Annotated in this window: 22 protein-coding genes; 10 read left to right on the forward strand and 12 right to left on the reverse strand. The window is 61.5% G+C overall.

From position 1 onward, the window contains the following. Positions 1–131 precede the first annotated feature (131 nt). The 3 genes from EEB12_RS23135 to EEB12_RS23145 all read left to right on the forward strand — a co-directional run bounded on the left by EEB12_RS23135 (position 132) and on the right by EEB12_RS23145 (position 3,139). Positions 132–1,172 carry an LLM class F420-dependent oxidoreductase gene (locus EEB12_RS23135; RefSeq protein ID WP_007727670.1) on the forward strand — a complete coding sequence of 347 codons (1,041 nt, stop codon included), beginning with the start codon at positions 132–134 and terminating at the stop codon, positions 1,170–1,172. Between the two features lie 358 nt (positions 1,173–1,530). Further along, positions 1,531–2,424 (forward strand): universal stress protein, encoded by an 894-nt coding sequence (locus EEB12_RS23140; protein ID WP_003946389.1) that lies wholly within the window; start codon positions 1,531–1,533, stop codon positions 2,422–2,424. Between the two features lie 76 nt (positions 2,425–2,500). Continuing rightward, positions 2,501–3,139, forward strand: a complete 639-nt coding sequence (locus EEB12_RS23145) for a response regulator (RefSeq protein WP_019744786.1) — start codon at positions 2,501–2,503, stop codon at positions 3,137–3,139. 2 nt (positions 3,140–3,141) lie between these two features. On the opposite strand, the gene EEB12_RS23150 is transcribed toward EEB12_RS23145, so the two are convergent. The 5 genes from EEB12_RS23150 to EEB12_RS23170 form a co-directional block, all read right to left on the reverse strand. Continuing rightward, positions 3,142–4,833 carry a GAF domain-containing protein gene (locus EEB12_RS23150; RefSeq protein WP_021332279.1) on the reverse strand — a complete coding sequence of 564 codons (1,692 nt, stop codon included), beginning with the start codon at positions 4,831–4,833 and terminating at the stop codon, positions 3,142–3,144. 27 nt (positions 4,834–4,860) lie between these two features. Next, a complete protein-coding gene (locus EEB12_RS23155) occupies positions 4,861–5,556 on the reverse strand; it encodes a hypothetical protein (protein ID WP_019744785.1) in 696 nt (231 codons plus the stop codon). 19 nt (positions 5,557–5,575) lie between these two features. Further along, entirely contained in the window at positions 5,576–5,908 is a 333-nt protein-coding gene (locus EEB12_RS23160) for a cupin domain-containing protein (protein ID WP_003946336.1), read from the reverse strand. An 84-nt stretch (positions 5,909–5,992) separates the two neighbouring features. After that, a complete protein-coding gene (locus EEB12_RS23165) occupies positions 5,993–6,484 on the reverse strand; it encodes a dihydrofolate reductase (RefSeq protein ID WP_019744784.1) in 492 nt (163 codons plus the stop codon). A gap of 2 nt (positions 6,485–6,486) precedes the next feature. After that, the gene (locus tag EEB12_RS23170) at positions 6,487–7,287 is read right to left on the reverse strand and encodes a thymidylate synthase (RefSeq protein WP_021332281.1); all 801 of its coding nucleotides are present in this window, start codon (positions 7,285–7,287) and stop codon (positions 6,487–6,489) included. An 86-nt stretch (positions 7,288–7,373) separates the two neighbouring features. Here EEB12_RS23170 and cobF point away from each other — a divergent pair, with 86 nt between their 5' ends. From cobF to EEB12_RS23190, 4 genes are all read left to right on the forward strand, one after another. Further along, on the forward strand, positions 7,374–8,114 hold the full coding sequence (gene cobF / locus EEB12_RS23175) for a precorrin-6A synthase (deacetylating) (RefSeq protein WP_141488574.1): 741 nt from the start codon (positions 7,374–7,376) through the stop codon (positions 8,112–8,114). A 75-nt stretch (positions 8,115–8,189) separates the two neighbouring features. Then, positions 8,190–9,356: a GGDEF domain-containing protein gene (locus EEB12_RS23180; RefSeq protein ID WP_024487188.1), complete on the forward strand. Its 1,167-nt coding sequence runs from the start codon at positions 8,190–8,192 to the stop codon at positions 9,354–9,356. 43 nt (positions 9,357–9,399) lie between these two features. After that, positions 9,400–10,575 carry a sensor domain-containing diguanylate cyclase gene (locus tag EEB12_RS23185; RefSeq protein WP_020970372.1) on the forward strand — a complete coding sequence of 392 codons (1,176 nt, stop codon included), beginning with the start codon at positions 9,400–9,402 and terminating at the stop codon, positions 10,573–10,575. Between the two features lie 40 nt (positions 10,576–10,615). Next, complete coding sequence (locus tag EEB12_RS23190) at positions 10,616–11,482, forward strand: Fpg/Nei family DNA glycosylase (protein ID WP_019744780.1); 867 nt, start codon at positions 10,616–10,618, stop codon at positions 11,480–11,482. Here EEB12_RS23190 and EEB12_RS23195 read toward each other — a convergent pair. Next, positions 11,475–12,350, reverse strand: coding sequence for a LysR family transcriptional regulator (locus EEB12_RS23195; RefSeq protein ID WP_141488575.1), 876 nt, complete (start codon positions 12,348–12,350; stop codon positions 11,475–11,477). The genes EEB12_RS23190 and EEB12_RS23195 overlap by 8 nt on opposite strands. Before the next feature lie 72 nt (positions 12,351–12,422). Here EEB12_RS23195 and EEB12_RS23200 point away from each other — a divergent pair, with 72 nt between their 5' ends. Next, positions 12,423–13,655 carry an MFS transporter gene (locus tag EEB12_RS23200; RefSeq protein WP_080909158.1) on the forward strand — a complete coding sequence of 411 codons (1,233 nt, stop codon included), beginning with the start codon at positions 12,423–12,425 and terminating at the stop codon, positions 13,653–13,655. Positions 13,656–13,703: 48 nt separating this feature from the next. Here the strand turns inward: EEB12_RS23200 and EEB12_RS23205 are convergent, their stop codons facing one another. The 6 genes from EEB12_RS23205 to EEB12_RS23230 form a co-directional block, all read right to left on the reverse strand. Further along, positions 13,704–14,483 carry a DUF427 domain-containing protein gene (locus EEB12_RS23205; protein ID WP_019744777.1) on the reverse strand — a complete coding sequence of 260 codons (780 nt, stop codon included), beginning with the start codon at positions 14,481–14,483 and terminating at the stop codon, positions 13,704–13,706. Positions 14,484–14,540: 57 nt separating this feature from the next. After that, complete coding sequence (locus tag EEB12_RS23210; protein ID WP_019744776.1) at positions 14,541–15,017, reverse strand: nitroreductase/quinone reductase family protein; 477 nt, start codon at positions 15,015–15,017, stop codon at positions 14,541–14,543. A gap of 255 nt (positions 15,018–15,272) precedes the next feature. After that, positions 15,273–17,081, reverse strand: coding sequence for a DEAD/DEAH box helicase family protein (locus EEB12_RS23215; protein ID WP_141488576.1), 1,809 nt, complete (start codon positions 17,079–17,081; stop codon positions 15,273–15,275). Next, entirely contained in the window at positions 17,081–17,941 is an 861-nt protein-coding gene (locus EEB12_RS23220) for an SDR family oxidoreductase (RefSeq protein WP_141488577.1), read from the reverse strand. Before EEB12_RS23220 ends, EEB12_RS23215 begins: the two co-directional genes overlap by 1 nt. 59 nt (positions 17,942–18,000) lie before the next feature. Further along, complete coding sequence (locus tag EEB12_RS23225) at positions 18,001–18,903, reverse strand: dihydrodipicolinate synthase family protein (RefSeq protein ID WP_141488578.1); 903 nt, start codon at positions 18,901–18,903, stop codon at positions 18,001–18,003. A gap of 33 nt (positions 18,904–18,936) precedes the next feature. Then, positions 18,937–19,722 (reverse strand): aldolase, encoded by a 786-nt coding sequence (locus EEB12_RS23230; RefSeq protein WP_019744772.1) that lies wholly within the window; start codon positions 19,720–19,722, stop codon positions 18,937–18,939. A 164-nt stretch (positions 19,723–19,886) separates the two neighbouring features. On the opposite strand from EEB12_RS23230, the gene EEB12_RS23235 reads away from it, so the two are divergent. Together EEB12_RS23235 and EEB12_RS23240 are read left to right on the forward strand one after the other, a co-directional pair. Next, positions 19,887–20,477 carry a helix-turn-helix domain-containing protein gene (locus EEB12_RS23235; RefSeq protein WP_019744771.1) on the forward strand — a complete coding sequence of 197 codons (591 nt, stop codon included), beginning with the start codon at positions 19,887–19,889 and terminating at the stop codon, positions 20,475–20,477. Further along, on the forward strand, positions 20,474–20,899 hold the full coding sequence (locus tag EEB12_RS23240) for a hypothetical protein (protein ID WP_003946354.1): 426 nt from the start codon (positions 20,474–20,476) through the stop codon (positions 20,897–20,899). Before EEB12_RS23235 ends, EEB12_RS23240 begins: the two co-directional genes overlap by 4 nt. Positions 20,900–20,902 lie beyond the last annotated feature (3 nt).

The following is a 20,902-nucleotide window of genomic DNA, read 5'->3' on the forward strand; positions in this document are numbered from 1 at the left end:
TACGAACGGGGTAGTCACATGAATGCGGACTCATGTTCCGTAGTGTTCGATGTGAGTTAGGTGTTCGATGGGAGTACCAAGGCTGTGTGCGCGTCGCACACGGCGGCAATCGTCTGGATTGGGGTTACAACGTGCGTATCGGTATGGGTTTGAACTACAGCGGCGGGTTCGCCGAAACCGTCGAAGAGGTCGGTGACCTGGAGAAGGCGGGCCTGGACATCGCCTTCGTTCCGGAAGCGTATTCCTTCGACGCGGTCAGCCAGCTCGGTTACCTGGCGGCCAAGACGTCGACCATCGAACTCGCTTCGGGAATCTTCCAGATCTACACCCGTACGCCCTCGTTGACCGCCATGACGGCAGCGGGCCTGGACTTCGTCTCCAACGGTCGCTTCGTTATGGGCCTGGGTGCTTCCGGACCGCAGGTGATCGAGGGATTCCACGGCGTCAAGTACGACGCTCCGTTGGGACGCACGCGTGAGGTCGTCGAGATCTGCCGTCAGGTGTGGCGCCGCGAGAAGGTCGAATACCAGGGCAAGTACTACCAGGTTCCGCTCCCCGCCGAGAAGGGCACCGGACTGGGCAAGCCGCTCAAGCTGATCAATCATCCTGTGCGTGAGCGCATCCCGATCCTGATCGCTTCGCTCGGACCCAAGAACGTCGAGCTGACGGCTGAGATCGCCGAAGGCTGGGAACCCATCTTCTTCCATCCGGAAAAGGCAGCAAGCGTATGGGGCGAGCCGATTGCGAAGGGCAAGGCCAAGCGCGATCCGAGCCTCGGCGAGCTTCAGGTGTACGCGTCGCCGGCCCTGGCCATCGGCGACGACGTCGACCACATGCTCGACTGGGTGCGCCCGAGCCTTGCGCTCTACATCGGCGGTATGGGCGCCAAGGGCAAGAACTTCTACAACGACCTCGCGGTGCGATACGGCTACGAAGAGGCCGCCGAGAAGATTCAGGATCTCTACCTCGCGGGCAAGAAGGACGAGGCCGCAGCAGCGGTCCCGGACGAGTTGGTTCGCGCCGTGTCGTTGATCGGTCCCGAGAGCTACGTCAAGGAACGCGTCGCAGCCTTCGCCGAAGCCGGCGTCACGACGCTCAACGTCACGCCGTTGGCGGCCGATCGCAACGGCCGTGTTCAGCTGATCGAGAAGTTCCGCAAGATTTGTGACTGACCCTGCCGTGCGCCTTTATTAACCGCCGGCGGTTAATAAAGGCGCACAGCAGAGCGGGTGATTCGGGATCTCTTGCGCACGAAACCCGATCTTGGGCGCTTGTTGACAGGACTTTTTTCACTTCTGACCGGTCGGGTTCTTCGCCTAACGTGGATCGAGTAGCCAGGATTTGCGTGCGAATCCGGCACCGGTGGCCTCGTTGACGCCCGGAAGGGATGTTGGCGGGGCCGTTGCCGCAGTCCACCCGAACTCCGAATGTCCGATTCGGGACTCGCGTCGGCTGATGAATCCTTTTTGCCGTCATTGGGCAATAGTGTGAGGGCGAAGAGATTCTCTGGTCGATCGTGGAGGGACGAACATGAGTGCAACCAAACCCGTAGTCGTGGCAGTGGACGGCTCGGAATCGGCGTCGTCGGCTGTCGTCTGGGCCGCTCGAACGGCGGTGGCGCTCGGTCGTCCGCTGCACATTGCGACGGTGGTGCACATCCCCGCTTTCTACTACTCCGAGCCGTACCTCGCCGAGAGCTTCAAGGACGAACTTCGCCGCACTGCCACCGCTCGTCTGGACAGCGCGCAGATCCTCGCGCGGCAAAGCATCGACGACGACCTCGAGATCGTCACCGAACTACTCGACGGCAGCGTCTCCGATCGCCTGATCGAATTGTCCAAGGGCGCGTACATCATTGCGCTCGGGCCCCGCGGGCATGGTGAATTCACCGGATTGGTCGTCGGTTCCGCGACGGTGTCGGTGGTCTCGCACGGCGAATCTCCGGTGGCGGTAGTCCGGGGCCGGACGCTTGATGGTCGACCGCCGACCGAAGGTCCTGTCGTCGTCGGTGTCGATGGATCCGAAAGCAGCATCGAGGCAGTCGAGCATGCTTTCGAACAGGCATCCGCTCGGGGTGCAACATTGATCGCCGTCAACGTGTGGAGCGATGTGAGCGTGCAGCCCTCCCTGGGCGCCACCCCCGACGATCCACTGTGGAGCAGCATCCAGACAGGTGAGGAAGTTGTCCTTGCCGAGCAATTGGCTGGTTTCACCGAGCGCTACCCGGACGTCGTCGTCGAGAGAGTCGTCGCGCGTGACCGTCCGGTCCGAGTGCTGAGCGAATACGCGGAGACGGCGCAATTGATCGTCGTCGGCAGCCGTGGGCGCGGCGGATTCGCGGGAATGCTCCTCGGATCGACCAGTCGGGCACTGCTCCATACTGCGGATTGCCCGGTTCTCATCGTCCGGCACGTCAACAAGTGAAGAGAATGCATTCAATGACTTTTGAGTCCACCATCTCCGGTACCGTTCGACGTGAGATGTCTTTTGGAGGGGTTCGATGACAACGCGGATATTCCTGGTCGACGATCACGAGATCGTCAGACGCGGATTGTTCGACCTACTCGGCGGGGTCGAAGACTTCGTGGTGGTGGGTGAGGCCGCATCCGTGGGAGAAGCATTGGCTGCGGTACCGCAGAGTAATGCCGACGTCGCGGTTCTGGACGTACGGCTGCCGGACGGCAACGGCGTCGAACTGTGCCGCGAACTGCGCTCGATGCTGCCCAACCTGCGCTGCCTGATGCTCACGTCGTACGCGGACGACGAGGCACTACTCGACGCGATCATGGCGGGCGCTTCGGGATTTGTCCTCAAACAGATTCTCGGAACCGATCTGGTCGCTGCGGTCCGCACAGTCGGGCGCGGCGGTTCACTGCTCGACAGTCGGGCGACGGAGGCGCTGATGCAGCGGATCCGTAGCGACCGCACCGCTGATCCGTTGGCCGAACTTTCCGATCAGGAGCGAGCAGTCTTCGACCTCATCGGAGAGGGACTCACCAACCGGGAGATCGGCGCGCGATTGTTCCTCGCGGAGAAGACAGTCAAGAACTACGTGACGCGTCTGCTCTCGAAGCTGGGCATGCAGCGTCGTACTCAGGCTGCGGTGCTGGCCACCGAAATCCGCAGCGGCAGTCGATAGGTCTACCGACCGGACTTCGGTCGATTCGAGTTGGTGCGCCCGAGCGGTACTCGCCAGAGCAGGCGTGCACCGCTCGGATCGTGGTTGACGATCGTGCACGTACCGCCGCAATGTTCGGCACGGCGCTCGAGATTGTGAAGTCCACTCTTGTGGAAGTCGGAGGGGAGTCCGACGCCGTCGTCTTCGATCGTGATCGCAAATTCGACGTCCGCGGTGACTGCGATGGTGATGTGGTGTGCGTGTGCATGCCGAAGGACGTTGCTCAGCCCCTCACGCAGCACAGCTTCGGCGTGCTGGTGGATCCCGGGATTCACCAGAGTGTCGATGGCGCCGGAGAATTGGACGCTCGGGGTCACGGCGGACTGTGCGGTGGCGTCGCCGATGACATCGAGGAGGCGTCGGCGCAGGCTCGACGAATCGGTGGCTGTGGGAGTCTGCAGATCGAAGATGGTTGTCCGAATCTCGCGGACTGTCTTGTCGAGCTGTTCGAGGGATCGTTTGACAATCGCGCGCGCCGACTCCGGGAGGGTCTCGTCCGGAAGCGTGCTCTGCAGGCTCATTCCGCTCGCGAACAGTCGCTGGATGACGTTGTCGTGCAGGTCTCGTGCGATGCGGTCGCGGTCCGCGAGAACCGACAACAGGCGTTGCGCCTTTTGTTTCTCGTCGAACTCGATTGCAACGGAGCCGAGTTCGGCCATCGACTCGATTCGGGTCAGTTCGTCGTGATCCCAGTGCGTGTTGGTCGAGTTCGACGCCACGATGACCGCGCCGACTACACCTGAGGCGACGCACATCGGTGCCACGACCGCACTTCCGGCCGACGGCACCAGTTCGGTGAGTGCACCTAAAGTGGTGAGTACCTGTAGCTTTCGAGTGCTCCGCACCACGTCGAACGGATAGGTCGTCGCTGGAATTCTGACTCCACGTGACGTGGTTCGGGCGCTGGCCGCAGCGTGAACCTGTGCGTATCCGTTCTCGCAGATCACCACGATCACGTCGTCGACGCCGGTCAGGTCCCGAACGCGACTGGCAAGAAGTTGCAGGCCGTCCTCGAGCGAGTCACCGGCCAGCAACCGCGAGCGAATGGCAGATGTTGCGGTGAGCCATCTTTCACGAGTTCGTGACTGCTCGAACAGCCGTGCGTTTTCCACAGCGATGCCGGCTGCGATGGCGAGGGCCTCAAGAATGACCTCGTCTTCTTGGGTGAACTCGGCTTTTCCGCGCTTCTCAGTCAGGTAGATGCTTCCGAACACCTTTCCTCGCATCATGATCGGCGCCCCGAGGAAACTCTCCATCGGTGGATGATTCGCGGGGAATCCCACCGATTCGGGATGGTCGCCGAGATGCGCCACACGCAAAGTCTGCGGGTGATTCATCAGAACACCCAGAACGCCATGACCTTCGGGGAAATGCCCCATGGTCGCCCGTTGGGACCCGGAGATTCCCTCGTACACGAATTCCGAGAGCCCGCCCCCCGGCGCCGCAACCCCCAGGGCGCCGTAGCGGCAATCCAGAACCGTTGTCGCAGAGGTGATGATCCGTTGGAGAGTCAGGTCGAGATCCAGACCTGAACCGACCACCAGGACCGCCTCGAGCAGACGGTGGAGTGTCGGTATGTCTGCATTGGAATCGCCCAGGCGGTCGAGCAACTCGCCGAACGTGCGTGCCGGACTGTGACCCGATGCTTCGACCATGGTCGAAGCATATCGCCTCGCGGAACGTCAGCCCTCCTGACGGCGACCTTCCCACCACGACGACCAGTGATGCTTGATTTCGTCGAACTCGTCATCGCTCAGGTCGTAGGTGGTCAGCAGGATGGACATGCCTCCGTCTGGCCGCTGCGGAGTCACCGACTGGGTCGCGACAGAGAGTAGACCAGGACCGAGATCTTCGACTGTCAACCCGAATTGGTGATCGGTGACGTAGTCGACGACACCTTCGAAATAGTCGCCGGGAGCGATTGTCGCCGCGTACCGACTTCCCGCTTCCAAACCGATTTCGGTGAGCCCGAGGACGGTTGCCGCATTCTCGCCAGGGAGCAGCAGGCCGTCGAGATAGATGGTTCTTCGCTCAGCGAGTCCGTGGTGCTCCACTGCGAATCTGAGCAACTGGAGGAACGTCGTCCATCCCTCGGTGATGTCGTCGTACCAGTCGTCGTCGGCAGATTTGGCCGGCCGATCGATGCGGACGACCGTCTTGCCGTCTTGTTCGAGAAGTGAGAAACGGTCACCGTTTCCGAGTTTCAGCGTCAGTGCCTCGGGATCGGCCTCAGCGGTGGAGTAGATCTGGGCGATTTCGTCGTCGAGACCGTCGTACTCCCAGCCGAACCAACGACGAATCAGCGACGGGTCGCGCAGGGCGGGCCACAGAACGGACGGGGCTGCGACGATGGACACTTCGATCACGGTTTCGCTCACCCGGAAGACGGTACCGACTTCAACCCTTCATAGCGACGGTGAGCAGAAATGCAACGTCTTCGAGCGCTTCGACGCTGTGGCGGTCGGCCGGCACGGTGAGGAAATCACCGGTGGATCCTTTCCACTGGTCGCTCCCACACACAAGATTCAGCTTCCCGCTCAGGACCAACAGTGTGGCTTCGCCCGGACTGTCGTGTTCGGCGAGGCTCTTGCCGGCGCTCAGCGCGATCACCGTCTGTCGCAGGCTGCGCTGGTGGCCGCCGTAGACGGTTTGTGAACTGCGACCGCTGGTCGCCGAGCCCGCCAGTTTCAACTGTTGACGAGCGAGAGCGGTCAGTGACTTCTTGTCCATCGAAGACCTCTCGGAAGCGGTGAATGTCGTTCTTGGAGTATGACCGACTCACTCGCGAGGTGCCTCGTTATCGGCGGAAGTCGGTCAGCGCGTGTATTCCAGCCAGCGGAAGCGCAGCCCGCTCTTCTCCGAGGTCTGCCAGGGCTCGTCGGACTTCAGGTTCCATTCGGGGCCGATCTCGGGAGCAAAGGCATCACCGGCGATGTCGAGGTCGACCTCGGTCACCAGGAGATGCGTCGCGAATGGCAGTGCAGCCGAATAAATTTGCCCGCCTCCGACGACAAATACGTCACCGTCCGGCAACGCCAAGGCGTCGTCCAGCCTGTGGACTACCTCGGCGCCTTCGGCTTGCCATTGCGGATCGCGCGTGACGACGATGTTCCGACGCCCGCTGAACGGCCGGAACTTCAGCGGAATGGAGTCCCAGGTGCGCCGTCCCATGATCACCGGATGTCCCATGGTGACGCGTTTGAAGTAAGCCATGTCCTCGGACACGCGCCACGGGATCGTGTTGTCGACGCCGATGACGCCGTCGTGGGCCTGCGCCCAGATGAGGGTGACTGTGCGATCGGTCATCGTCAGACCGCTACCGGCGCTTTGATCGCGGGGTGGTGCTGGTAATCGACGATCTCGACGTCCTCGAAGGTGTAGTCGAAAATGGAGTCGCGTTTGTTCAGCTTCAAGGTCGGCAACGGAAGGGGCTCGCGACCGAGCTGCTCGGTGACCTGGTCGACGTGGTTGTCGTAGATGTGGCAGTCACCGCCGGTCCAGACGAACTCGCCGACCTCGAGTCCGGCCTGCTGGGCCATCATGTGGGTGAGCAGCGCGTAGCTGGCGATGTTGAACGGAACGCCGAGGAACATGTCGGCGCTGCGCTGGTACAGCTGGCAGGAGAGCTTGCCGTCGGCGACGTAGAACTGGAAGAACGCGTGGCATGGAGCCAGCGCCATCTGCGGAATGTCGGCGACGTTCCACGCCGAGACGATGATTCGCCGCGAATCGGGGTTGGAGCGCAGAGTCTCGACGGTCTGCGTGATCTGGTCGATGTGCTCGCCCGAAGGGGTGGGCCAGCTACGCCACTGGACGCCGTAGACGGGTCCGAGTTCGCCGTTCTCGTCGGCCCACTCGTCCCAGATGGAGACGCCGTGCTCGTGCAGCCACGCCACATTGGAGTCGCCGCGCAGGAACCACAGGAGCTCGTTGACGATCGACTTGAGGTGGACCTTCTTGGTGGTGACGAGCGGAAAGCCGTCGGCAAGATCGAAACGCATCTGGTGACCGAAGATGCTGCGGGTGCCGGTTCCGGTTCGATCGGATTTGGCGGTACCCGTCTCCATGACGAGCCGGAGGAGGTCTTCGTAAGCAGTGGAGACAGTCACGGGAATCAGTCTAGGGCCTGCCTTGCCGTGCGCCTTTATTAACCTCCCGCGGTTAATAAAGGCGCACGGCAATATAGCCTCGGCACATGCGCGAACTCTTGGTGATCGGTATCGGTGCGGGTGATCCCGACCAGGTGACGGTTCAGGCGATCAAGGCTATGAACAGGGCCGATACGTTCTTCATCATCGGAAAGGGTGACGAGAAGCAGGCTCTGGTCGACTTGCGAACCGGCATCCTCGACGAGCACGTTCACCTCGACTACAAGGTGGTCGAGATCACGGACCCGCCGCGGGACCGAACCCCGACCGATTACGAGGGGGTTGTCGAGGACTGGCACGAGCGTCGGGCCGCGAAATTCGAAGCGGAATTCGCGGCCGAACCTGGCGTCGGAGCGATTCTCGTCTGGGGTGACCCCTCCCTCTACGACAGCACTCTGCGGATCGTCGAGCGGGTGCTCGCTCGCGCGAGAGCGACGTTCGACTACTCCGTCATCCCGGGAATCACCAGCGTGCAGTCGTTGGCCGCACAGCACCGAATCGTCCTCAACCGAATCGGCGAACCCATCCACATCACGACCGGCCGCAAACTGGCCGAGGGATTACCCGACGGCGTGGACAACGCCGTCGTCATGCTCGACGCGCATTGCACCTTCACTCAGGTGGCCGAAGACCATGCCGAAATCTGGTGGGGGGCATACCTCGGAACCGCGGACGAGGAGTTGATTTCCGGCAACCTGCGCGACGTCGAAGATCGGATCGTCGCGCGCCGGGCGGAGCTGCGCGAGAAGCACGGTTGGATCATGGACACGTACCTCGTTCGGCGCTGACACCGACCGCGGATTTGCGGCCTCGATCCTGCGCTCTTGATCCCGAACGACGGTCTGCGCACCTATGATCTGCGCATGACATCGTTCGGGCAGGACCGACTGCAGTCGATTCTGCCCGCTCCGCGTGGCCGTGAAAAATCAGCTGTGAAGTCGGCTTTCGATCTTCTCGTTCAGTGGTATCGGCGTCCTGATCAATTCGACAGTTTCAATCGATACCTCGCCACGAAGGGCCTGGAGCTAGCCGTCCGATTGCTGGTCATCGGTTCCCTGACGACGGTCATCGTTGCGATGACTCTGCTGCGCTTCAGCGACGCGGGCGTGCACAACCACGTCACCAGCGTCGTCAACGCCGTCATCATCGGAGTCACGGTCGCGGTGATCGTGCTCTTCTGCCTTCTGCCCGAAATCACGCGTCGGTGGTCGTACTTTTTTGTCGCCTACTGCGAGGTCGGCGTATTTGTCGGTGTGTTCTTGAACAGCGACCCCTTCATCGGGTTGATCCAGTGCGTGCTCTTGATACTGATCGGTGGGTACATCGCGTATTTTCACAACGCGAGACTCCAGGCGATTCACATCGCCCTGTCCATCGTGGTTCTGGCAGTGGTCGGACGAAAGGTCGCGGTCTACGCGGATCCTGCGTTGGCCACCGCACTGTGTCTGATCATCGCCACCGGGATCGTGGTCATCCCGTTCGCCTGCCAGTTCGTCCTCTCACTTCTCGGCTCCGACGCGGACAGTTCGGATGTGGATCCGTTGACCGGCCTTCTGAATCGGCGCGGGCTGCAGCGAGCTGTTGTCGAAATGGGGGCAACGGGGCATGCGTCGAGCAAGTCGTCGTATGTCGTTGCGATCGTCGATGTCGATTCGTTCAAGAGCGTCAACGACTCGCGGGGGCACGAAGAAGGCGATCTCGTACTTCGTGAGATTGCTGATCGACTGCGGTGGTGCGGCGGTGAGAAGGCGCTCTTCGCCAGATTCGGTGGGGACGAGTTCGTCTTGGTGGACACGATCGACGTCGGTGCAGCGCCCGCATTCGAGGACAATCTGCGAAGGCACCTGCGAATCGACGATCGTGATCCGGCGGTGACGACCAGCGTCGGAGTCGCGATCACCTCTGCCGAATGGTCTTCGATCATTTCCGACGAGGAGTTGACGGAACTGTTTCGAGTAGCAGACGCCTCGATGTACCGCGCGAAGGCCGCCGGCGGCGATCGAGTTGTGATGTGGGACGGCAAACAGTGAGAATTGTCTGATTGCGGGGAGTTGACTGGATTACCCTGACCCTATGGAATCTGCCGAGGGTGTGGAGCGTTCGGACGCCGTCGCGTCTCAACGGCCGCTCTCCGGTCCCGCATTCCGGCTGATCTCTTCTCAACTTGTCGATTGGTATCGGCGTCCGGACCAATTCGACACCTTCAATCGCTATCTCGCGGACAAAGGGTTGACCGTCGCCTCGCGGTTTCTTGTCGTCTGCTCGTTGGTGCTGGTCACGGTGATCATGTTCTTGACTCGCTTCAGTCCACAGGGACCGACCACTCCGCACGCGCGCACCGCGAACGCAGTCATCATCGTCATAACCGTGATGATGGCCGTCGCCCTCTCGACGAGGCGCAACCTCTCCCGTTCCTGGTCATACGCCTTTGTGCTCTATTCGGAAGTGGGAATAGCGGCCGCAATGCTGTTGTATTCCAATCCACTTGCGGCACTGGCCCATGCCGTGATGTTCTCGGTGATCGGTGGATACATCGCGTTCTTCCACAATGCTCGAATACAGAGCCTGCACATGCTGTGGGTATTCGTCGTAGTCATCGGCATTGTGACGCGCATTTCCGTTGTCGAGAACTATTCGGATGTTCCGGTTCTGGTCGCTTTGACAGTTCTCGTCGGCGCCGCGATCTACGTGATCCCCTTTGCCTGTCAGTTCATCTTCTCCATTCTCGGCACCGATGCGTTGAATTCGCAGTTGGACCCGCTCACCGGACTACTCAACAGGAGGGGACTGGCCGACGAGGTGCGACTGCTACTGGAGCGGTCGTACGCGAATTCGGCGCTTGTCGTTGTCGCCGCTGTCGACATCGATCGATTCAAGACCATCAACGACGAGTACGGGCACACAGTCGGGGACGCTGTGATCGAGAAGGTCGGATCGAGACTGGTCGAATGCGCCGGCCCGGCGGCCTTGATCGCACGGATCGGCGGCGACGAGTTCATCATCGTCGATTCGGGCGATCAACGCTCGGTCGATCGACTCGAACAAGAACTTCAGCGATCAACGGTCGCTGCTCCCGACCATTCCGAGGTCGCCCTGAGCGTCGGAATCGCGAAGGTCGCAGGTCCTTTCGAATCGCCGGACGATGCACTCATCGCCTATCCCACTTTGCTGCGACGTGCAGATCGCGCGATGTACGCAGCGAAGGCGCGCGGTGGACACTCGGTGGTTCTGCTGACCGAAACGGACTGAGCACACGGTGAGTGTCCGTGGTCGGCGTTAGTCTGATGCCATGCCTGAACTACCCGAGGTGGAAGCGCTGGCAGGGTTCCTTCGTCAGCACGCGGTCGGCGCAGTAGTGGGACGCGTCGATATCGCTGCATTGAGTGTGCTCAAGACCTTCGATCCGCCGATCACGGCTTTGCAAGGGCGTGACGTCACGGGCGCCGCCCGCTTCGGGAAGCATCTGGCTCTGGATTGCGACGGGTTGTGGTTGGTCACGCATCTCTCCCGTGCCGGTTGGATGCGGTGGCTCGATAATCCGTCGCCAACGCCGCCGAAGCCGGGGAAGGGGCCGTTGGCGCTGCGCGTTCATTTCTTCACACCTGAAGGGTTGACGCCGGCGTTCGATCTCACCGAAGCCGGCACCAAGAAGCGCCTCGCCGTGTGGGTGGTGAACGATCCGCAGGAGGTTCCGGGCATCGCCCGGTTGGGGCCGGACGCGATGGCTGTGACAGAAGCTGAGTTCGCAGAGATTCTGGGCGGGACGTCGGCGCGGATCAAGAACTCGATAGTCGATCAGTCGCTGATCGCCGGCATCGGGAACGCCTACTCGGACGAGATCCTCCACACCGCGAAACTATCGCCATTCGCGACCTCGTCGCGGCTGACGCCGGAGCAGATTTCGACGCTGTATGCCGTGATGCGGTCCACGCTGGCCGACGCGATCGAGCGTTCGGAAGGTCAGGACGCGGCGCGGCTCAAAGGTGAGAAACGCTCGGGGATGCGAGTACATGCTCGCACCGGACTTCCCTGTCCGGTGTGCGGTGACGTCGTACGCGAGGTGTCGTTCGCGGAGCGTTCTTTTCAATACTGTGCGACGTGCCAGACAGGCGGTAAGCCGTTGGCGGACAGGCGAATGTCGAAACTGCTCAAGTAGCGAACTGCGCCGCGAGTAGTTCGACGAATTCACGGGCCAGCGCCGACGAATGGGTGGGTTCGGTAATTGCGTGGACGATCCGATGCGGGGCATCGGTGATCGGAATACAGACCAGTTCGGGATGTAGGGCGCTCATGGACTGGGGGAGCAAACCGACACCCAGGCCGTTGGCGGTCAGTGAACAGATCAGGTCCACCGAGTTGGCTTCGAGCGTTTTTCCGCGTGGGACCTGTGATTCGGCGAAGGCTTGGTCGGTTTGGACACGGGCCTCGCTGCCGGAGGCGAAGTCCACGAGAGTGTGATCCCGTAGGTCTTCGAGTCTGATCGACGAGGCCTGGGCAAAGGGATGGTCGGGAGCAACAAACGCTGCGGTGGGTTCACTCCACAACGGTGCGGCGGCAAAGCTCTTGGGTAAGCGACCTGCGGCCAATCCGACGATGCCGACGTCGATTGCGCCGGACCGGACTCCTTCGATAACTACTTCACTGCCGTACGGTCGCGCGGTGATGTTGATTGCAGGGTGGCGGCGTGTCAGATCTGCCAGCGCACGACCGACGTCGACGCGCCCCGCCGAGGTGATGGTGCCGACCGTCAGCCGCACTTGCTCGTTGCTCCGTGCCGAGACATCACTGACCAGTCTCGACACGGCGCCGAGCACCTCACGGGAGCGGGCGACGAAAACCTCCCCGGCAGCAGTCAGGCCGACGTTTCGACTGTTGCGGTTGAACAATTCGACTCCCAGTTCCTTTTCGAGGTCTCTGATCTGGGCACTCAACGCGGACTGTGAAACGTGCAACCGCGCGGCAGCACGGCTGAAGTGTCTGTCTTCCGCGACTGCCAGGGAGTAGCGGATGTGACGTAGTTCCATTGCACCAATCTATCGCTTCTGGAGATAGATCATGCATATCTATCTATTGGACGCACGTCGGTGTGGGCGGTCATGCTTGACGACATGATTTCAAGCGACGCGCGTCCGAGGCTCGGACTACCGATAGTGCTGCTGATGGCTGCAGCGACGGGTCTGTGCGCGGGCGGTAACTACTTCAATCAGCCACTTCTCGATTCCATTTCGGATCACTTGAACGTCTCGGCCTCCGCAGCGGCCGCGACGGTGACCATTGCACAGGTCGCGTATGCACTCGGATTGATACTTCTGGTTCCGGTAGGCGACATGGTCGACCGACGCAAGCTGACGGTAGGGCTCATGCTGCTGGCGGCGACGGGTCAAGCGGTCAGCGGATTTGCGCCCAACTTTGCCACGCTTGCCGTGGGAATCGCAGTGGCAGGGGTCTTTTCGGTTGCTGCCCAGGTGCTGATTCCGTTTGCCGCCTCACTGGCCGAACCTGAGAGGTCCGGTCAGGTGGTCGGAACGATCATGAGCGGACTGCTGATCGGAATCCTGTTGGCGCGCAGTGTTGCCGGCGTGCTCTCCGGACTGGGAGGTTGGTCGACGGTCTACAAGGTTGCGGCGGTTCTGATGGTGGTGATGGCCGTGGCATTGTGGCGATCTCTGCCTTCCGATTCCGCCGATCGACCGAAGGCAAGCTACGGCGCAACGCTCGTGTCGGTAGGGAAGTTGGCTGCGACCTTGCCGCGCCTGAGAACTCGATCGGCCATGGGCGGGCTGGCTTTTGCTGCCGTCAGCACAGTCTTCACGACAATGGCCTTTCTTCTCTCCGGCGAATTCGGCTACAGCGATACTCAAATCGGCCTGGTCGGACTACTCGGCGTGGCGGGAGCGTTGATGGCGACCGTGGCGGGCAGGCTGGCCGATCGGGGACTGGGTCAGGTGGCGACGGGCGGAGCTATCGCGATTCTGTTGGTCTCGTGGCTTCCGTTTGCCTCCGGTGCCACGCATATAGTGTGGTTTCTTGTTGCCATCGTTCTTGCCGACCTCGCGCTGCAGGGAGTGCACGTCAGCAACCAGAACGTGATCTACGCCCTTGTCCCCGAAGCGCGTTCGCGTGTGAACTCGGTGTACATGACCACCTACTTCGTGGGTGCCGCCGTGGGCTCGGCTGTGGGGTCGATGGTGTGGAAGTCGTACGGCTGGAACGGAGTATGCATCGCCGGGTTGGTCTTCTCGGTTGCAACGGCGTTGGTGTGGATGCACGATCGCCGGCTGGAAAAGACTGAACTGCGAATCCCGGAATCCCTTGTCTCGGTGGGATAGGCACCCGCACCTTCTCGGATCCCCGCACCTGTCAGATTTCGGCGCCTGTCAGATTTCGGTACCGTCCACCAGGATCTTGCCGACGCGTTCGGGATAGAACGACACGTGGTTGTCGATCCCGGACGCTTCGGCGGTGGTGAACGGATAGAACCACGCCAGATCCTCGATCGGTGCGAGTTCGGTTGTGCCGGTGAAGGACAGATACGACGCAGTGCCCTTGTACGGGCAGGCCGTGGTGGTCGGGGACGGCACAAAGTACTCGCTGCGAACGTCGATTCTCGGAATGTAGTACCGCGTGGGCAGTCCGGTTTCGAACAGCAGTCTGGGTCGCGTCGTCTCGGCGACCAGTACGTCGCCGACAAAAACCTGGACGTGTCGGGACGAGGGGAGTGCGTCGATACGTACGTATGGATCGCGGGCGTGGACAAAGACCTGTTGATCCTCCTCGTACCAGGCGTCCATGCGATCCCAATAGAACGCGGCGTACTCACTCAGGTCCAGGGAACCGTCGAACTGTTCAGGGTAGGACCAGACGGCGTCCTCGGCCCGGCGATCCCCGATCTCGATCGTCCAATAGGTGGCGTCGCCTTTCCAGGGGCAATGGGTGGTCGTCGACGTCGGGACGAGGAATTCGGTGCGAACGTCCGCGCGAGGGATGTAGTACATCGGCAGGCGGCCGCGTTCGAAAAGGTACACCGAACGAGTGGTGTCCGCGACGGCGTGACCAGCGAAGAATGCTCGAATGCGGCGGGGGTTCGGCTCCAGTGCGATCCGCCCGTTGGAAGCTGTGATCTGTGTGTCTTCTGCGTGAGTCAGTGCTGTGGACATTCGCGAATGCTCCTGAGATCGGCAGGGTGGTCCTTCCCATCCTGCGCTCGCCAGCAGCTATTTGACAGGTTGGAGTCGAAATACGCGGATCTGGCGCCCGAATGCTCGATCGGCGTAGGTTTCGTACGGTGGCCACGTGGTGGTCGCGAGCTTCCACAACTTCTTACGCGTGGCGCCCTCCGCCAGACTCGCACCGACCGGTATTTCGACGCCCTTCACTGTCACGATTGCGGTGGGATTTGCCATCAAATTGAGTGTCCACGCTGGATGCGTATCCTGCCCCCAGTTGGATCCGACGACGACAAACGCATCGCCGTCGGGTGCGTACAGGAGTGGTGTGGTGCGAGAACGGCCGGTCTTGCGGCCAGTGGTGGTGAGCAGTAGCTGGGTCACCGTGTTCTCGCCGACGAGTGAGAGCTTGCCGCCCGACACTCTCTGCACTGCTCGATCGAGCGGAACCAGATCCTTGCCGAGATCCGAGAACCATTGTGTATGGCCGACATTGCGCATCAATGACCGGTAGATATTGCGCATAGGACCCCTCGGTTTCTCGGCACTGTTTCGAGGCTGGTGCACCTCGACTCGAAAGAGTCTGCCACGTCAGGTCACAGATACCTGAGTCCCAAGGTCCCGAAAGGAATGAAGCGGTCAGCCGAATTCGGTTATGGTGGAGTGGAATTGGGGCATACCTCCGAAACCGTTCGTGTGCGCGCGTTGGATGGCCATTGGAAGGTCAAGCCTCCGAGGTCAAGCCTCCGTGGTCAAGCCCCCGAGGTCAAGCCTCCGAGGTCAAGTCTCTGTGGTCAAGACATCGGGCTCTAGCCATTCGACGCCGAGCAGTTCGGACAGCGACCGCAGACCGGATCGATCACCGCCTTTCAGACCTGTGACCGAATTGAGATTGCGCAACATGACCGTGGCGACGTCCTCTTCCTTGGTGCCCACGCCGAAGGGTATGACCCATGGACACGTCTGGTAGTCGCGGTGTGACCGACCGAATGTCTGTTCTGCCGCGATCCCTGAGTATCGCGGTTGATGAAAGATTCCCGTCCGTGGCAACGAGGACGCGTGAGTGCCGTCGGGGAGTGCTTCGTTGGCGTGGAGCGAGATCGAGGTCGTGACATTGAAGACGATGACCGGTGCATCCCCGCGTTGAAACCGCAGACGTTGACCCTCCTTGTCCGGCACCGCGCCGAACAGTTTTGCCACCGAGATCCCGGCGTCTTCGATCATCTCGACCAGTGGATCGCCTGCCGTGGAGACGAATTCGACGGCCACCAACACCTGCTTGCCTGCCTTGACCTGCGCCTGCGCCCACTGGGCCGTCGATTCGGCGCGGATCATGCCCGCCTTCTGTCGATAGCGCAGAACAAGCGCACGGCCCCGCGCGATGTTGCGGCTCTTGCGGGCCAATCCCATTTCGTAGGCGTACTCGGCCCACTCGGTCTCGTACTCGGCGCGCTGGGCACGCGTGAGGTCGATCGGCATACCGTCGAGCGGAACGGGTCCCCACGGAGTCGGTCGATGAATCATCAAGGGCGGTTTGCTGTTCGACATCCATCCACGCACGGTCTCGAGCGCCTGGGATTGCAGGGTCGCTGATTCCTTCGCCTCTGCGCTCCACGTCCACTTCCCGTAGGACTTGTCCAGCGGAAGGCCGGACTCGACAAGCCTGGCACCCAGGTCGGACCAGTACTCCGAAGGTTCTGAATGCAGCTGCGCAAAAAGCGGCGCCAGGTAACGCTGATCTGCCGGCGTATGTCCCGGTGTTGCTGTCACGGACAGGACGAACGGCGCTTGCTCGTGTGAATTGGAAAAGCGCGCAACCTTCTCGAAGGCAGCTGTGCGCTGTGTGTCGTTGCTGTACAGCTGGGCCTCGTCCGCGATCACCACGCCGAAGGTGTACTTGGGACGGCCGTTTCGCGCGATCAGCTTCTTCAATTGGTCAGGCGACATGATCAGCCAGCGGAATCCGCCGTCGCCCACCGAGGCGATGGAATAGCGCCAATGCGGAATGGTGATCTGTGCGGGTCGATCGACGAGGACGAGGATGTTGGTTTCGCCGCGTTCCTCGGCAATCGTCTTGGCCGACATCACTGCGATCAGCGTCTTACCCAGGCCGGCATTGTCTGCCAACAGAAATCCGCGTTTGCCGGCCCGAGCAGCGTCGACGACGGCCGCAGCCCCCGAAACCTGCTCGGGCCGAGGAATTTTGGGTGCAGCAACCGGGCGTTCGCCGGTGCTGTCATTGATGTCGTCCTCGACCCACTGCTGATACGAGAAGGGGAGTGCCTTGAACGGAGCGAGTTCTACAGGCAACTCCGTGCCGACCCACGCGTAGCTCTTCCATTTCTTGACGAACTGCGCACCAGGCGCCGGCGTCCGAAAGGGTACGTCGAGAAGCCAGACTCGTTCGCCCGGAGCGGATGTCGGAACGTCGGGCATCACAGCGCGTGATCGTTTCTTTGCGACAGTCTTCTTTGCGGCGGTCTTTTTGGTTGCACTCTTCTTGGTTGCACTCTTCTTGGGAGCAGCCTTCTTCGGTGCAGCCTTCTTTGCGGCAGCCTTGCGTGCCGTGGTTGCTTTGCGTGGTGGCATCAGGCGGTTTCTGCTGTGAGGAATTCACGCAGCGTGAGCGCAGGCCGGCCGACAAGGTCCTCCACGGTGCTCGTGATCATCGCCAATTCACCCTGCGCGATTGCGGTGTACGTCGACACCCAAGCATCGAGCTCCCAAGCGGGTGCGTTGCACGACGCCCGCGACTCGTAGGCTTCCTCGAGCGTTTCCTCGACGTACGTGGTCCGCTTGCCGGTGACCTCGGTGATGATGCTCGCGGCCTCGGAGAGCGTCAGTGCCTCGCGTCCGGTCAGGTTGTACGTCTGTCCGACATGAGAATCCAGATCCTGCAGAACCGACACGGCGACGGCAGCAATGTCGGACCGCGCTACCGCGCCGACAAGACCGTCACCTGCGGGTCCGCGGATCACACCGTCTTCACCGGCGAGAGCGGGTAGGAAATCGAGGTAGAAGCTGTCGCGCAGGAAGGTGAATGCGAGTCCGGAAGCGCGGATATGTTCTTCGGTGATCCAGTGATCGCGAGCGAGCGTGAACGTCGCGTCCGGAGCGGCACCGAGGAAAGACGTGTAGACGATGTGCCTGACCCCGGCCTCCGCTGCGGCGTCGATGAAGGTGCGGTGCTGATCCAGACGATCTGCGCTTTCGGCCGCCGAGACCATGAAGAGGGTGTCGATTCCGGCCAGAGCCGCGAGAGCGCTCTCCTGATCCCCGTACGTGGTCTCGGCCGAATCGGCACCGGGGAGCTGCGGTAATCGGTTGACCGAACGCGCGATCAGCCGCTGCGGGACACCGGCGTCGGCCAACGACCGGGCCACCAGTCCGCCGATATGACCGGTAGCGCCGGTGACGGCGATCCTCGCAGACCGTGAATCTACGGACATGGTGCCCCTCCTTCGGTCGGTGTGCATCCCATCTTGCCGGAACCCACTCCCACGTCAGGTCACGACGCGACGATTACACCGCGAGCCACCGACAGAGCGTCGGACAAAGCTGTCCTGGTGTTGTCGTCGAGGGGCAGCAGGGGCCGGCGGGGAAGGCCGGCGTCGACGCCGAGAAATTCCAACCCGGCTTTGACCGTCGACGGCAGTCCGCGACTGACGAGGACCTTCAGTAGTGGCTCGATCTGTTCGAACACAGCGGCGGCACCCGACCGATCACCGGATTCGAGTAGACGCCAGAAGTGCACCACCTGTTCGGGGGCCAGACACGGTGCTGCCGTGCACCATCCGCTTGCACCGGCAGAGAAAGATTGCAGTGCAAGAGGATTGCTGCCGTTGAAGAAGGGAATCGTGCCACCACTCAGTTCGTTGATGCGGTTCATCCGGGTGATGTCGCCGGTGGATTCCTTGATCATCGTGATGCCGTCGACGGTGGAGACGAGGTCGACGAGAAACTCCGGCGACATGTCGATCCCTGTGGTCGCGGGATTGTTGTAGATCATCGTGGGAATGTCGACGGAATCGGCGACCGCACTGACGTGTTCACGAATCTCCTGCTCACCCAGATGCCAGTACGACGTGGGGAGGATCATCATCGCGTCGGCACCGGCGTCTGCCGCGATCGATGCTCGGCGGAGTGCTCCCGCCGTCGTCAGATCCGACACTCCGACGACGGTGGGGACTCGTCGGTCGACGTAGTCGACAGTTTCCCGGGCGACCGACTCCCATTCGGCGTCGTCGAGATAGGCGCTCTCGCCGGTGCTGCCGAGTGGGGCTATCGCGTCGACACCACTGCTGATCATGCTGTCGAGGAGCGTGTGTAGCGGCTTGGGATCGAATGCTCCGGTGTCCCGGTCGAACGGGGTGATGGGGTAGGCGACGATTCCCTTGATTGTTCTGCTCATGGGGTTCTCTGTTCTGTTGGTGGGAAACGAAATTCAGTTGGTCAGTGCGTCGGGATGATTGCGGAGAGCCCGACGGGCGTAGTACGCGAAGTTCGCCTCGCTGCGCCGAGGGGTCAGCGTCCAATCGTGAGCCTCCTTCGCCAGGCGAGGCGGTAGCGGCTTGATGTCGCCGGCAGCCATTGCCAGCAACTGCAGCCGCGCGGCCCGCTCGATCAGATGCCCGAGGGAGCATGCTTCTTCGACCGTGTTGCCGACGACGAGTTGGCCGTGGTGGGCGAGCAGAATTGCCCGCTTGTCGCCGAGCGCAGCCGAAATGATCTCGCCCTCTTCGTTTCCCACGGGAACTCCGGGCCAGTCGGCGAGAAATGCGCAGTCGTCGTAGAGGGGCGCGATGTCCATTTGGGAGACGACGAGGGGAATCTCGAGCATCGACAACGCCGTCGCGTGCAGTGGGTGTGTGTGGACGATGCAGTTGACGTCGGGTCGGGCGCGGTAGATCCAACTGTGGAACCTGTTGGCGGGGTTCGGCATGCCCTCCCCGTCGAGGACTTCGAGGTCCTCGTTGACGAGCAGGAGGTTGTCCTCGGTGATCTCGTCGAACCCGAGGCCGAGTCGCTGGGTGACAAACGTGCCAGGCTGCTCACCGCGGGCGGAGATCTGGCCGGCGAGACCGGAATCGTGGCCGGCGTCCGACAGCGCGCGGCAGGTCAGTGCGATCTTCTGTCGAAGTGTCCAACTACCTGTGGTTACTTCGGTGAGCATCTTCGTCTCGGCGGTGGCCATGAGTTCTTGCTTGCTCGCATGCATCGTGTCGGTCATGGGGTGTGCCTTTCTCGGGCCCGGAATCAATGACATTCAGTCACCTATAGGACACAAAGTGTCATATAGGACGGAAATGTGCAACCCTCAGTACGAGCGTCGCTGATCGTCGCAGGTCAATGTGTTGGTAGTGTGATGACACAAAGTCTCGTGAGGGGAACCGAATGGCAGCGTTTTTGCGAACACATCGGCGTCGCGCCGGTCTGACGCTCGAGGGCCTGGCCGAGCAGACCGGTCTGACGAAGAGCTATCTCTCGAAGGTCGAGCGGGGTATCAGTACCCCGTCGATCGCGGTGGCGCTCAAAATTGCACGGGTGCTCGATGCCGATGTGGGACAACTGTTCTCGGACAGTATGGAGGGCAATGCCATGACGATCGTGCGCGCCAAGGACCGCGTGATCGACCCGGCTTCCTCCGTGCAGTCTTCCGTCTACGATCCGATCGCGCCCTCCATGGTCGGAAAGGCCATGCAGCCGTTCGTGGTTCATCCGGCGTCGGTGATGGGTCCCAAGTTCATGGACCACACGGGAGAGGAGTTCGTGTTCGTGCACTCCGGATCCGTAGAATTCGAAATCCCCGGACAGACGATGCACCTCGACGCCGGCGACAGCCTGTATTTCGACGCGAATACGCCACACCGGATGCGATCGGTGTCGGCAGATCGTGCGGTGGTGCTGGTTGTCGTCTACGACAAGCCTTCGACTGGATCACCCAGCGGTGACTCACTGGAAGCGCACTGCGGGGTGAGCAGATGACCCTGGGGATCGACACGACACTGACGCTGCTCGCGGCCGGTCTGATCTTCCTTCTCTCCCTGTGCCTGGGAATCTGGAAGTACCGACAGATGGCCACCTCGGATAATCACCTCGCCCATCCGTATGTCGACATCGCCCACCGCGCAGCCCTGATGTACTCGTTTGCGACGCTGCTGATCGCGGTGTTCGTCGAACTCAGTGCGTGGCCGACGTGGATCAACCTGACCAGTGCCGCAGTGGTCGTGTTCTTCTTTCTCGCAGCGATTTTCAGCTACATCGCTCACGGTGCGATGAAGGACACCGACAATCAGTTCGAGTCCGCCGGTCCGCCCCTGCACCTCGGAATGTTCCTGCTGATTCTCGGTGAGGTGGGCGGATTCGCGGTCCTGCTCGCAGGTTTCGTGAAAGGCCAGTTCTTCTGACCG

Origin of the sequence: Rhodococcus sp. WS1, assembly GCF_003797745.1 — a bacterium.
Classification (GTDB): domain Bacteria; phylum Actinomycetota; class Actinomycetes; order Mycobacteriales; family Mycobacteriaceae; genus Rhodococcus_F; species Rhodococcus_F erythropolis.

Excerpts from the sequence above, each read along its gene's own strand:
- EEB12_RS23220 (WP_141488577.1), bottom strand. The coding sequence starts at position 17,941 with ATGTCCGTAGATTCACGGTCTGCGAGGATCGCCGTCACCGGCGCTACC.
- EEB12_RS23205 (WP_019744777.1), bottom strand. The coding sequence starts at position 14,483 with ATGTCCACAGCACTGACTCACGCAGAAGACACACAGATCACAGCTTCC.
- EEB12_RS23235 (WP_019744771.1), top strand. The coding sequence starts at position 19,887 with ATGGCAGCGTTTTTGCGAACACATCGGCGTCGCGCCGGTCTGACGCTC.
- EEB12_RS23195 (WP_141488575.1), bottom strand. The coding sequence starts at position 12,350 with ATGGAACTACGTCACATCCGCTACTCCCTGGCAGTCGCGGAAGACAGA.
- EEB12_RS23180 (WP_024487188.1), top strand. The coding sequence starts at position 8,190 with ATGACATCGTTCGGGCAGGACCGACTGCAGTCGATTCTGCCCGCTCCG.
- EEB12_RS23140 (WP_003946389.1), top strand. The coding sequence starts at position 1,531 with ATGAGTGCAACCAAACCCGTAGTCGTGGCAGTGGACGGCTCGGAATCG.
- cobF (WP_141488574.1), top strand. The coding sequence starts at position 7,374 with ATGCGCGAACTCTTGGTGATCGGTATCGGTGCGGGTGATCCCGACCAG.
- EEB12_RS23160 (WP_003946336.1), bottom strand. The coding sequence starts at position 5,908 with ATGGACAAGAAGTCACTGACCGCTCTCGCTCGTCAACAGTTGAAACTG.
- EEB12_RS23230 (WP_019744772.1), bottom strand. The coding sequence starts at position 19,722 with ATGACCGACACGATGCATGCGAGCAAGCAAGAACTCATGGCCACCGCC.
- EEB12_RS23190 (WP_019744780.1), top strand. The coding sequence starts at position 10,616 with ATGCCTGAACTACCCGAGGTGGAAGCGCTGGCAGGGTTCCTTCGTCAG.
- EEB12_RS23225 (WP_141488578.1), bottom strand. The coding sequence starts at position 18,903 with ATGAGCAGAACAATCAAGGGAATCGTCGCCTACCCCATCACCCCGTTC.
- EEB12_RS23210 (WP_019744776.1), bottom strand. The coding sequence starts at position 15,017 with ATGCGCAATATCTACCGGTCATTGATGCGCAATGTCGGCCATACACAA.
- EEB12_RS23200 (WP_080909158.1), top strand. The coding sequence starts at position 12,423 with ATGCTTGACGACATGATTTCAAGCGACGCGCGTCCGAGGCTCGGACTA.
- EEB12_RS23145 (WP_019744786.1), top strand. The coding sequence starts at position 2,501 with ATGACAACGCGGATATTCCTGGTCGACGATCACGAGATCGTCAGACGC.
- EEB12_RS23150 (WP_021332279.1), bottom strand. The coding sequence starts at position 4,833 with ATGGTCGAAGCATCGGGTCACAGTCCGGCACGCACGTTCGGCGAGTTG.
- EEB12_RS23165 (WP_019744784.1), bottom strand. The coding sequence starts at position 6,484 with ATGACCGATCGCACAGTCACCCTCATCTGGGCGCAGGCCCACGACGGC.
- EEB12_RS23215 (WP_141488576.1), bottom strand. The coding sequence starts at position 17,081 with ATGCCACCACGCAAAGCAACCACGGCACGCAAGGCTGCCGCAAAGAAG.
- EEB12_RS23185 (WP_020970372.1), top strand. The coding sequence starts at position 9,400 with ATGGAATCTGCCGAGGGTGTGGAGCGTTCGGACGCCGTCGCGTCTCAA.
- EEB12_RS23240 (WP_003946354.1), top strand. The coding sequence starts at position 20,474 with ATGACCCTGGGGATCGACACGACACTGACGCTGCTCGCGGCCGGTCTG.